General features: G+C 42.3%; 13 protein-coding genes. 7 read left to right on the forward strand and 6 right to left on the reverse strand.

The genetic code is table 11. The features are described 5' to 3' along the window. The first annotated feature begins 56 nt into the window (after positions 1 to 56). The 4 genes from pqqC to HRU23_18910 are packed head-to-tail and all read left to right on the forward strand — an operon-like array spanning position 57 to position 4210. A complete protein-coding gene (gene pqqC, locus HRU23_18895; GenBank protein NRA56214.1) occupies positions 57 to 806 on the forward strand; it encodes a pyrroloquinoline-quinone synthase PqqC in 750 nt (249 codons plus the stop codon). Beyond that, complete coding sequence (gene pqqD / locus HRU23_18900) at positions 806 to 1078, forward strand: pyrroloquinoline quinone biosynthesis peptide chaperone PqqD (protein ID NRA56215.1); 273 nt, start codon at positions 806 to 808, stop codon at positions 1076 to 1078. Before pqqC ends, pqqD begins: the two co-directional genes overlap by 1 nt. Beyond that, positions 1071 to 2207: a pyrroloquinoline quinone biosynthesis protein PqqE gene (gene pqqE, locus HRU23_18905; protein ID NRA56216.1), complete on the forward strand. Its 1137-nt coding sequence runs from the start codon at positions 1071 to 1073 to the stop codon at positions 2205 to 2207. Before pqqD ends, pqqE begins: the two co-directional genes overlap by 8 nt. Further along, entirely contained in the window at positions 2204 to 4210 is a 2007-nt protein-coding gene (locus tag HRU23_18910; protein ID NRA56217.1) for an insulinase family protein, read from the forward strand. The genes pqqE and HRU23_18910 overlap by 4 nt, the downstream gene beginning before the upstream one ends. On the opposite strand, the gene HRU23_18915 is transcribed toward HRU23_18910, so the two are convergent. From HRU23_18915 to HRU23_18935, 5 genes are all read right to left on the reverse strand, one after another. Further along, complete coding sequence (locus HRU23_18915; GenBank protein ID NRA56218.1) at positions 4207 to 4914, reverse strand: response regulator transcription factor; 708 nt, start codon at positions 4912 to 4914, stop codon at positions 4207 to 4209. The genes HRU23_18910 and HRU23_18915 overlap by 4 nt on opposite strands. 267 nt (positions 4915 to 5181) lie before the next feature. After that, a complete protein-coding gene (locus HRU23_18920) occupies positions 5182 to 5754 on the reverse strand; it encodes a tRNA-(ms[2]io[6]A)-hydroxylase (protein NRA56219.1) in 573 nt (190 codons plus the stop codon). Positions 5755 to 5849: 95 nt separating this feature from the next. Further along, complete coding sequence (locus HRU23_18925; protein ID NRA56220.1) at positions 5850 to 6470, reverse strand: sulfotransferase family protein; 621 nt, start codon at positions 6468 to 6470, stop codon at positions 5850 to 5852. A 37-nt stretch (positions 6471 to 6507) separates the two neighbouring features. Then, a complete protein-coding gene (gene rlmA, locus HRU23_18930; protein ID NRA56221.1) occupies positions 6508 to 7338 on the reverse strand; it encodes a 23S rRNA (guanine(745)-N(1))-methyltransferase in 831 nt (276 codons plus the stop codon). Positions 7339 to 7800: 462 nt separating this feature from the next. Beyond that, positions 7801 to 8562, reverse strand: coding sequence for an SDR family oxidoreductase (locus HRU23_18935; GenBank protein NRA56222.1), 762 nt, complete (start codon positions 8560 to 8562; stop codon positions 7801 to 7803). Positions 8563 to 8658: 96 nt separating this feature from the next. On the opposite strand from HRU23_18935, the gene HRU23_18940 reads away from it, so the two are divergent. Both HRU23_18940 and HRU23_18945 read left to right on the forward strand, forming a co-directional pair. Next, on the forward strand, positions 8659 to 9564 hold the full coding sequence (locus HRU23_18940) for a LysR family transcriptional regulator (GenBank protein NRA56223.1): 906 nt from the start codon (positions 8659 to 8661) through the stop codon (positions 9562 to 9564). Positions 9565 to 9644: 80 nt separating this feature from the next. Next, positions 9645 to 10571, forward strand: coding sequence for a pseudouridine synthase (locus HRU23_18945; protein NRA56224.1), 927 nt, complete (start codon positions 9645 to 9647; stop codon positions 10569 to 10571). A gap of 176 nt (positions 10572 to 10747) precedes the next feature. Here HRU23_18945 and HRU23_18950 read toward each other — a convergent pair whose 3' ends face one another. Further along, the gene (locus HRU23_18950) at positions 10748 to 11608 is read right to left on the reverse strand and encodes a hypothetical protein (protein ID NRA56225.1); all 861 of its coding nucleotides are present in this window, start codon (positions 11606 to 11608) and stop codon (positions 10748 to 10750) included. Positions 11609 to 12054: 446 nt separating this feature from the next. Between HRU23_18950 and HRU23_18955 the strand changes: the two genes are divergently transcribed. Then, entirely contained in the window at positions 12055 to 12387 is a 333-nt protein-coding gene (locus HRU23_18955; protein NRA56226.1) for a hypothetical protein, read from the forward strand. Positions 12388 to 12455: the final 68 nt, after the last annotated feature.

Consider the following 12455-nt stretch of genomic DNA (forward strand, 5'->3'; position numbering starts at 1 on the left):
AAATAATTATAAAAATTGAGTGCAGACACTCAATGCAATAATGGGGTACCACCAAGATGCAGCCATGGACCAGAGAACAATTCGAACAAAAGCTTAAAGACAAAGGTCAGCTTTATCATATTCATCACCCGTTTCATATTGCCATGCATCAGGGCGAATGCACCAAAGAACAAATCCGCGGCTGGGTTGCTAATCGCTTTTATTATCAAGTAAACATTCCGATTAAAGACGCCGCAATATTGGCTAATTGTCGGGATATGTCAGTGCGCCGTTTGTGGATCCAGCGTATTTTGGACCATGACGGCAGTGTTGGCGACGACACGCTTGGTGGTATCGAAGCCTGGTTGCGTTTAGGCGAAGCGGTCGGGTTAGATAGACAAGATTTGCTTGATGAAAAGTACGTGCTGCCAGGCGTTAGATTTGCGGTTGATGCCTATGTTAATTTTGCCGGTAAAGCGAGCTGGCAACAAGCCGCCTGTTCGTCATTAACCGAAATGTTCGCACCACAAATTCATCAGAGTCGACTCGACAGTTGGCCAACCAACTATCCGTGGATCGCCAGTGAAGGCTTAAGTTATTTTCAAATACGCTTGTCGCAAGCAAGACGCGATGTTAATCACGGCCTGCAAATAACCCTAGATCATTTTACCAGCCGCGAGGCACAGGAAGAGGCGTTAAATATTCTGCAGTTTAAGCTTGATATCTTGTGGAGCATGTTAGACGCAATGACACTTGCTTATCAACAAGACCGCGCTCCTTACCAAGGACTCATCGCAGAGCCTAGTTATCACAAGAGGGTTTTTTAATGATTACACCGGCAATGATCCCAGCTATTAATCCGATGTTTCGCCTGCAATGGGAGCAGGCACAAGATTGTTTCGTTTTATTGTTTCCCGAGGGCATGGTCAAATTAAATGGCGGGGCTGGTGAAATAATGCAACTGATCGATGGCAACAAAAACGTTCAACAAATAGTGGCAGCCTTGATGGTTAAATTTTCTGATGCTGGCGATTTAAGTGTTGATGTTGGTGAGTTTTTAACCACAGCAAGTGAAAAAAAGTGGATTTTTCATGAGTAATCACCAAGTTGTCGCTGCCGGTCCGCCGTTATGGTTACTGGCCGAACTCACTTACGATTGTCCGCTGCATTGTCCTTATTGTTCTAACCCTACTGAAATGGGCGATATCAAAGATGAGCTCAGCACCCAGCAATGGCTTAAGGTCTTTACCGAAGCTAGAGCGATGGGCGCGGTGCAACTAGGGTTTTCTGGTGGAGAGCCCCTGTTACGCAAAGATCTCGAAATATTGGTTAAACATGCGCGGGAGTTGGGTTTTTACACCAACCTTATTACCTCTGGCATTGGCTTAACCGAAAAGCGGATAGCCAAGCTTAAGCAGGCTGGCTTGGACCATATTCAGATAAGTTTTCAAGGTGCCGATCCAGAAGTAAATGACGCAATCGCTGGGCGTGGCAATGCCTACCAGCAAAAATTTAAGATGGCGCAGTCGGTTAAAGATCAGGGTTACCCAATGGTGCTAAATTTTGTGATTTCAAAGCAAAACATTAGCCAGATAGCGGATATTTTACGCTTAAGCTGCGAGCTAAAAGCCGATTATGTTGAACTGGCAACAGCGCAATATTATGGCTGGGCCTTTGATAACCGCGATCACCTGCTGCCATCACAACAGCAGTTAATTGCAGCGGAGCAAACAGTAAATCAATTTAGAGATCAGCAACAAGGCAAGGGTCCACAATTTATCTTTGTTACGCCAGACTATTACGAAGAGCGGCCGAAACCTTGTATGAATGGCTGGGGCACAACTTTTCTAACGGTCACGCCAGATGGTAGCGCGCTGCCTTGCCACAGTGCCAAAATGCTGCCGCTGACTTTTCCAAATGTTAAAGAGAAATCCATTAGCGATATTTGGCAGCAAGATTTTGCCTTTAATCGTTTTCGAGGTGACAGCTGGATGCCGCAGCCTTGCCAAAGTTGCGACGAAAAGGAAAAAGATTTTGGTGGTTGCCGCTGTCAGGCCTTTATGATGACAGGGGATATGGATAAAACCGATCCGGTATGCAGTAAATCACCCGATCATCATTTGATTCAACAGGCAATCGACAGTGCAACGCTACCCACTAAAGAGTTGGTGATGCGGGTTAACCGCCACAAAATTGCCGATGCCGACATCGCGCGACTTAAAATATGATCGCGGCGCAAGTTAGTAGTAAGTTAGGTCGCAGCAAGTTAGGTAGTAGTAAGTTACTTAATAGTGAGTTAGTTAGTAAAATCATTCAAAAAAAAACGAAGTCGCTTGATCCCGCTCTGGCTCAATTTTGTCATAGTAACGGTCTAAATCAGCTCAACATTAGCAACGATGAAGGATTTTGTGCCCTGTTTGTGGTCAATACGCCAGCCGTTGACGATAGCGGCGTTAGCCACGGCGTTGAACATTTGGTGTTTCGGCGCAGCCGTGCCTTTAGCCAGCCAGAAACGCTGTTTCAACTCACTTCATTAACTGATTTAAAAATTAATGCCTCGACCTTGTCTAATGTCAGCTATTTTCATTGCCGCAGTCAGTGCCAAACCAGCTTTCTGCTTGGGCTACATTACTTGCTTAATGGCTTACTGCATCCGGTGATAAGCTGTGAAGATCTAACCGAAGAAGTTTATGATGATGCTAATGGCGGCGTGATCTTTCGCGAATTAACCGGCTTGCAGCAAAACGCCGACCACTTGCGTCAGGTGCAAGTCGATGCCAGTGATGCATCGCCGCTGCGCTGTAATCAATACGGTGGTGACAGCGAAATGCTGTCACAGTTAACCGTATCAGACTTGGTCAATTACCATGCTCAGCATTACCAAGCCAGTGACATTAGCTTAGTAACTGCAAACGTTGAGGCAGAGCAGGTCGCAGCTATCATTAAGCAGCTTAAGCCATTAGCGCAGCCAACATCGACAGCGCAGACAGCATTGAAAGAGCAGCCAGCACCGAAAGTGAAGCCTGTATCGAGAAAGCAAGCGCACTATCGCGCTAAACCTTTAATAACTCGCGAGCTATTTGATCAACACCGACAGCTGCTCAGGTGGTGGTTTAGTGCTCGCTATTTTGATTATTTTTCACAGCATCAACACCAACTCGCTGACTTATTAAAATCAATTGACGCTGAATTAGTAACTCCTCAATTTAACCTTAATAAAAACCAGCAGTTTGCCCTTAATATTATTGTCAGTAACCAAAACACCACTGGGGCAGCGCAGATATTAAATGAGTTTATTGGCGATAATCCGCCGCTCAGCTCTCAATTTAATAACTCATATCAATCTAATAATTCATATCAAAACATTAAAAAATATTCGCCAGCGATAAACCAACTGCTAACCGCTTATTATCAAAATATACAGCTAGCAGCAGGTTGTCAGAGCGAGCTTGACTACGCGCAGCAAGGTTTAGAACAGCTTAAGTTGCCATTATCCAAACCAAGCAGACATAACTTAAAATTGGTCAATCATAACAACGACAAGGGCCAATGTTCGACAGTAAAGAGGGTAAAGCCACTGAAGCCCGTATGTTCTAAACTGATCCCGCAGTTAACCCAGCTTGCACCAACGTTATTATTAAGCCGTGGCGATAACAACGAAGTGATTACGCGCCCTTTACCTGATGGCGTCAACCAACAAGTGGAGACAGTGCCGAAATTTTTGAGTGATTTATATCAGGTGGCCACTGAGCAATTAACCCAAGGCTCTGTTGATTACATGGCGACAGCAGTTAATGAGAGTGACTGCATGGTGGTTGCAAAAATATCATCATCGCAGCATGCGGTTGCATCAATTACTCGTTTTATTATTGGCGCTTACCCGTCATTTTTAGCGCCGCGAACACAGGGACATTGCTATGCAATGGCAGCGCTGTTTATTAGTAACAGTCATCATCTGGTGCTCTTTAGCGCACTGGATGTTAGGCCAAGCAGCAGGCTTAATGATATCGGTAATTCTTTATTGTTATTAAGCGATGATTTGGTGTTTATTCGCGCCACGTTAACACTAGCGAAACTTAAATTCTCAAATTATGATGATATCGACAGCCCTGAAATTAGCGCGATAACCCCACAATGTATCATGGTTTTTTTAAAGCAACTGAGTAAGCAATTACTGATAGCAATCAAGCGCGGTACGTTGTCTGATACCGCCAATGAACATAAATGTTAAGTGGCTTTAGCACTTATTTTGAATGCACTCATATTTTGATTAAGCTCTTGATTAAAGTCGATATCGCTGCAACCTAGCACCGCCTGAACTCGGTTATACACACCAAGCTTTTTAAGAATTGAAGAAACGTGAGACTTTACCGTCGCTTCTGAAATATTAAGATTGTAAGCGATTTGTTTATTCGCCTCGCCCTTGGTCATGCGCTTTAATACCATCAGCTGACGTCTGGTTAACGAAGACATCATCTCAAGCTTAATCTTTAACGACTGGTTAGTGTGGTCTGGTGCTGAGTTTTGGTCGCTTTGATCGATGATAATATCGGGAGGTAAATAGACATTGCCACTAAAGATGCTCTGTAATGCCTGGGCAATCGTGCTTTTAGATGATGATTTGGGAATAAAACCCACTGCGCCATAGGCAATGGTTTGTATTATTGTGTTTTTTTGCTCTTCGGCCGAAATAATAACGACCGGAGTTGTTGGGCATTGATTCCGAAGGTCAAGCAAGCCATTAAGCCCGATCATGGGCGGCATATTCAAATCGAGCAATATCAAATCAATATCGTCATTGCTGTTGGCTAATGCTAACGTTGAGTCAATGTCTTGGCTTTCAAGTGTGATAGTGCCGGGGAACGTCTGATTAATTATATGGACTATTGCGTCACGAAATAGCGGGTGATCGTCGGCGATTAATACCTTATACATAGCGTTCCTTATATTTAAATATTAAGGTCTTTCAATCTACCTTAACTAAATAAATACACAAGGGATCAGAGCCATTGGCTAGCTCAAAAAACGGTTGCTTTAGTCTAATGGTACGCAATTAAGATTTGGTGTAATTATTAACGATTAATGAAGTGATATTGTTGAGAAGTTTGCTTGATAAGGAAGGCAACCACAGCAATTTAAACATTGCCGCAGTTACTGATATTTTTAATGCTGGTGGTTTATCGCACCGGCGAGCAACTAAGCTTAATGCAAAGCCGCTCTAAAGGTTAAACCTTCGCATATTTTAGCTTCAGCGATTAGTAACTCTTCTAACCGAACATCGACTTCAGTTTTGTCGAAATACTCATAAGCAAGTTCAACAAAGAGGTCTTTGTGTTTTGCTTCTGACTTAGCGATGGCAGCATATAGCTCTTGATCTTTGCCAGGCTCTAGGACATCAGCGACCATTGAAAAGCGCTCATAACCACGGGCTTCAATAATACCAGCTACTAATAGTCGGTCGAGAAAAAACTCATTTGAACCACGACGAAACAATGCCCGAATTTGGTGAATGTAGGGATCTTTATGATCTTGTCCTAACGGCGCATTTCGGGTGTGTAATAATTTAAGTACTTGCTTAAAATGAATTAATTCTTCAATCGCTAAATCGGTCATTGCTTTGACTAATTTGGTACGGTCGGCATAGTGACCAAGCATTGAAATAGCCATTGCTGAGGCTTTTTTCTCTGCAGCTGCATGGTCTTGCAAAAAGCTGGTGAAGTCAGCTAACACTGCATCAGTCCAAGCTGTCGGGGTATGATATTTTAATTCAAACATAATAACTAATGGTAATGATAAAGCGGGGAGTTTACCTTAATTGGCGTAAAAATGGTGGACATTTTTACGCCAATTAAGGCGAAATTAGCAGGAGCTTATACTGGATCAATTTTTCCACGGTTAGTCGATTCAATTTTTAACGGATGTTTTACTTTTTTCCAAGCCGTTACCTTACCGCCAATATTCATGTGACTAAAACCTGCGTTGGTTGATGTCGCGTCAACAAAGCTTAACAGCTGGTTAAAACTGTCAGGGTCGGTGATATCAATCGTCAGCAAGTCGTCTGCTCGATTAGCAAAATACTCGGTTATGCGGTGTTGATGGCGGTTATAACAGTCGGTTAAAAACTGATCGCTGGCAATGTTTTCTAGCGTTAATGGGGAAAACACTTCGTTATAGCAACGTCTTAAGGTGGGGTTTGAACCACCGTCATCACGCTGTAAATTAACAAACATCCGCTCGAGCAACTGACGTATCGATGGCAACCAAGTTGATAAATCACGGCTCAAATTGATAAATTTTGAGCCGGGATGGCTTAAATCAAGCGCTTGATAGTCACAAAATATCGGGGTGTCGGCAATAACTTGAGCGTTTATCATTGTTTGCTTGGTGTAGGCGGTATGCGCTGTGGTAAAGCCTAAATCTAACATCGCGGCGCAGACACTGGTGGTCGCGGTACGTGGTAAACCAATAATAAATATTTTTTGCGTGATCATCTTATTGCCTTTAAAACTCTGAATTCAGGATTGCTGATTAATCAACGATACGTTGGTAAAGATTAATAATGAAATCAAGCTCAATTTCAAGACCATCTGCTGCGGCAATATCGGCGGTCACTTGCTCATTGGCGCGCCATGCAAAGGGGGTCATTTGCAATAAGGCAATGCGATGCTCCCCAGTAGGACAGATGTTGTAACTCAATTGCTGTGACTCAAGCAATTTAAAACCAGCAAACTGGCTATCTTGGGTATCGTGCGCGCGCACGTCTTGATAAATAAATTCACGCAGTTGCCACAAGTGGCGGGGCGCAGGGGTGATGATTAACAATAAACCATTGTCAGTTACTACGCGCTGCAACTCATCATCATTAGACGGTGCGTAGACCTTAAGCACTAAGTCGATGCAGTCGTTGACTAGCGGCAGCTTGTCAGAACTTGCCACGGCATAGTGCGCGGTTTTATCGGCTTTGGCTGCGCTAATGACAGCAGCTTTTGAAATGTCGATGCCGTATTGCTCGATAGTCGGAATTTGCTGCTTAATTATGCGTGAGTAATAACCCTCACCACAGCCGAGATCGAGCATGGTAAAACTATTAGCGGGGTGATTTTCTACCTGCTGGTTTATCACTTGGCTGATTTTTTCGGCCAATGGCTGGTAATGGTTGCCAGCGAGAAAATCATGGCGCGCAGTAATCATTTCTTTGCTGTCGCCCGGTTGCTTAGACTTTTTATGCTGAACCGGTAACAAATTGAAGTAGCCTTGCTTAGCGCGATCGAATTGGTGATTATTGCTACAACTTAATCCTCGTGTATCAGGGTTTGATTGTAGGGGGTTCGAACATAACGGGCAGTTAAACTTAGTCATCGGATAGGTCTTATTAAGCTAGGTAATAGTTACGGGCTGCACGTTGGCACGAGCCCTGCTGCGGCGATATCCTAAGCGGACTCACAGCAACAAAAATTATGGTATTTGCCATCACAACAATAGCGAAATAACGTCGCGGCATTGTAAGTTAAAATGCCACTTAAGGCCAATTACAGTGGCGATTTAGCACAATGTAAGGTCACAAAACTAGCTTATAGACACTCTTTGGCTGGGGGGAGCTGTTTTTTATGACTGTCCCAAATTTTGTTTTTCGGCGGCTAATCAACATATCGACTATGTTTGTCACTGTCGTGGGACAGTTCTAATTTTACAGCACTTAAATGCAAGCCGGATCTTCTTAAATATATTTGTTAGTGTCCTTATATTCACTTTATTACAGTTACTTGTACATTATTGAAGCTACGAATAACTTCAATAATGCTGGTCGATTATATTAATAGACTAGAGTCTTACCCCTCCAATTGTATATCCGCCATCAATTGTGATTTCTTGCCCTGTTACAAAGGCTGCATCCTCAGAAAGAAGCCAAGCAACGGTTCCTGAAATATCTTCTGGCACGCCGTTACGTTTTAATGGAGTGTGATCGGCAAGCTTATGTGAAACCGCGGCATCTAATGCTTCGTCTGCCATTGGTGTCAATATGATCCCCGGGCTAATTGCGTTAACTCTAATGCCGCGTTGCCCTTGTTCTACGGCAAGAGTTTTCATCATAGAGAGCAACGCACCTTTTGTTGCTGCATAAGCTCCTGTGCCTGGCATCACCGATTGTGCCGTCCATGATGCATTAATAACAATTGCCCCGGTTTCGAGTAATGGCAAGCAATGCTTTATGGTCAAAAAGGTACCCCTGAGATTTATATCAATTAGGCTATCGAAATTTTCGAGATTGGTTTCTGACAATGGTTTTAGCTCACCAAGAATGCCAGCATTGGCAAATACCCCATGAAGACCACCAAATAGATCTGTGATTTTATTGATCGCTATTGATAGTGATTCTGTTTTTGTAATATCACAGGATAAAGCCGTAGCGGAACCACCGAAATTCTCGATCTCTCGAGCTAATTCTTGAAGGGGCTCAAGTCGTCGCCCTATGAGGGCAAGATGGGCACCTTCTTTTGCTAAATGTAAAGCGGCTGCCCTACCTATACCAGTGCCAGCGCCTGTAACAAGGATAGTTTTATTTTTAAAGCGTGATTCGATCATGATGTTCTCCGTTTTTTTGATAAAAACAATCATAATTGATATCTAATACTTTATAATTGGTTGATTATTTTAAACACTTTAAAGGGTTGCTATCAAATGGATCTATTTCAATCAATGAAAGCTTTTATAACTACCGTTAATGCTGGTTCAATGAGTGCTGCCGCTATTCAACTTAATTTGACGCCCGCAATGATCGGTCAACATATTGCAGCATTAGAGGATCGGCTCGGAACTCGCATTTTGAATAGAACGACTCGCCGGCAACATTTAACTGATTTTGGCGCGAGTTATTTGGAGCAATGCAAAGATATTATTGAACGAGTATCGCTAGCCGACATGGAAGCAGAAGCTCAGTCAACCGAAGCTAAAGGGGCATTGCGCATTACTGCTCCTATTTCTTTTGGCTCGTCGCTATTAATGCCAGCATTAAAACGGTATCGAAATTTATATCCTTTAGTGAAAATAGATATTGTGTTGACAGATCGGACTATAGATTTAGTCGAGGAGGGGGTCGATATTGCTTTTCGCATTGGCAAGGTTCCCGACAGTCGATTAATTCAACGAACTCTGATGCCTTATAAAATGATTGCTTGCGCAGCTCCGTCCTATCTTCAGGAACACGGAATACCTAACCACCCAAGTGAGCTACTGAATCACGAGATTATATTATTTACGCCCGCGGCTAGATCCTCATTGAAATGGCATAAAAATGAACTGCAAGTTGAAGTTAAGCCAAATAGTATGGTGACAGTAAACAGTGGTCATGCCTTAGTTAATGCTGCAAAGTCTGGTCTTGGGGTAATTATTCAACCCGAAATTTTGCTTGAATCCGATATGCAGTCAGGAAACCTTGTACAAATACTACCTGATTGGAAGTTAAGCCAACGCCAGATTTCTATCTTGTATTATCGTGATCAGAAGATGACCCCAAGATTACGAAGTTTTATTAATTTTTCCTTACAAGAATTTACAGAAACCCGAATTCAACATGAAAATAAATAAACAGCAATTATTTCGAGCGAGTGATGATAATGTTTATTAGCGCGCGGAACTCATGGTATATTCCCAGTTTTGGATAATCCATGATCACTTCTCCGTATGCCTCAGTGCTGAGCTTACCCCAAACAAACCCTGGCGTTGTAACGGTACTCGAGTATTTGATCATAAAATTCCCTCGCATTAACCCTGCTATTTGGCAGCAACGCATAAGTGATGGCAAAGTACATCGTCATGATCATAGCCTTATCACGGCGCAATCCCCGTTTAAGGCGCAAGAACGGATTTATTATTACCGCGAGGTTGAAAGCGAGCCAGTTATTGCGGCCGCAGAGACAATAATTTACCAAGACGCGCATATTCTCGTTGCCTACAAACCTCATTTTTTACCGGTAACGCCCGGTGGCGTTTTTGTTAATGAGTGCCTGCAAAATCGGTTGCGCCGCGCCACAGGGATCAAATCTTTACAAGCGGTTCATCGCTTAGATAGAGTCACAGCAGGACTGGTTATTTTCTCGGTGAACCCAACAACGCGCCATTTATATCATCATTTATTTGAATCGGGCCAAATACAAAAAACCTATCAAGCTATTGCGCGCATTAATGATGGTCAGCCGTTAATTGGTAAAAATTTGGTGGGCAAGTCTTTGGTAGGAAAGTCGTGGGAAGTTAACAACCGATTGGTGCGATCGCAACCGCGCTTTACCATGCAAGTTGTCGAGGGTGAAAGTAATAGTCATTCCATCATAACCTGCATTGAGCAATCTGCCATTGAGGCATTATTTGAGCTGCGCCCGATCACCGGAAAAACCCATCAACTGCGTGTCCACATGCAATGCCTAGGTTTTGGCATAAAACACGATAAATACTATCCCGTACTACAGCCATTCTCTAGTGACAATATTGACGCGCCGCTACAACTATTAGCCAAAACCCTCAACTTTATTGACCCTGTGACTAACGAACCAAGATCCTTTTGTGCGGCGCGTAATTTATCGCTCAGCGACAGCTAGTCTGACAGAGCAGGTGACAGGAGGAGACAGAGAGGGCCTCTTGCTCAGCCAGGCCAGCAATACATGTGACTAGGTAATGAAAAGCAATAAAATTTAACCTTTAATGGTGAGTGTTTAGCTGTCTAAATTACGTGGGTGTCTAATATTTGTTAGGCCTAGAAATTTTTAATTGTTGCTTAATAGTCAACTACGATATTAAATTCGCTTTCGGTGAATATTCTTACGCCAAATTCCTCGGCTTTAGATAATTTGGAGTTTCCAGGCTTAGCACCAACAACCAGAATTGTTGTTTTTCCATTTATAGATTTTTGTACTTTAGCCCCATGCTCTTCTGCTAGTTCTGCCATTTCATCACGGGTTCTATGCGCCATTTTCCCCGTAAAGACTATAAACTCATCATCGAATTCTAACTCATTGGAAAATCCAGTATCGAACTCTTGATTTAGTTCGCTTACTAAATCAGTAGGCAGGTACAAAATCGGAATTAATTCAGCGGCATGATCAATAAATAATTTACCAGATTTCAAATATTCAAAAGAGAACTGTTGAAGATCTTCAACCAAGCTGTCAAAAAATGGAGAATACAACTCCCAATTATGCTCTTCACCAAAGGATTCAAATGAAATATTTACAACTTCTTCACCATCGTCCTCATCTTCATCTAACTCAATATTTAAGTTGCTCAATACCCACTCATTTTGAGTTGTAGCTGATATTTTTTGAAGTAATTCTTTAACCAAGTCTTCATTAAGTTCATCATCAAACACTTCAGAATCAATAGCTACGCTATTATTTGGAAATATTATTCCCATAAATTCAGAAAATTGTAAATGTTCTTCTAAGTCACCACCGGATAGTAGAACGCTCATAAAATCTTGCTTACAGTTGTCTTGAATGTATGCTCTTAAATTGTCAGAATTATCAAACGCAGAACTGAGCTGCTCATAATTATTTATTACACCTCGCTGGTTTAATAAATTAACTAATTTTTTTCCACCCTTAAGAGGGCAGTTTATTTCCATAATTTCAGCATACATTTATCGTTGTTCCTTCAGTTCTAATAGCTAGGGTTTAAATGAGAAGAAGCTAAAATTTCGCTGGTCGTGAAACTTATATATGACCTGTTGTTAGCGCTTGCTCAATACAGTGTTGGTAATCACTTTATGAAATGTAGATTTAAAAAATTATAAAAATATACTTTATATTCAATGGCTTTAATCGAAAATTATTCTAGTGAAATAATCTAGCATCAAAGGGGTAGTTGTGCAACGATGTTAATTTGGTGATCTCTCGAAGCTCAATATTACAGTGACCTGCCGGTCTCCCGAATTCAACATGCAAGTACACCTCAAGCAGGTTTTTAGATTTATTAGACACCCATAACTTTTTGGTTCGATTGACGACATAAACCCGAAACTGATTGATAGGCTACGCATTAGTCCAGACGGTTGAATAGAAGTGATAAAGAACTTTAGCCGTCTAAATTACGTGGGTGTCTAATATTTTAAATCGGCTGCGCCGCGCCACAGGGATCAAATCTTTACAAGCAGTTCATCGCTTAGATAGAGTCACAGCAGGGCTGGTTATTTTCTCGGTGAACCCAGCAACGCGTCATTTATATCATCATTTATTTGAATTCGGTCAAATACAAAAAACCTACCAAGCTATTGTGCGCATTAATGATGGTCAGCCGTTAATAGGTAAACATTTTGTGGGCAAGTCTTTGGTAGGAAAGTCGTGGGAAGTTAACAACCGATTGGTGCAATCGCAACCGCGCTTTACCATGCAAGGTTTATTAGACACCCACAAATTTTAGACGGCTAATTACTTTTTGTACTAGGCTAGAGTCCTACTAAACGAGAGTGGGAGTAGCATCATGGCTAG

The organism is Gammaproteobacteria bacterium (assembly GCA_013214945.1).
Classification (GTDB): domain Bacteria; phylum Pseudomonadota; class Gammaproteobacteria; order Enterobacterales; family Psychrobiaceae; genus Psychrobium.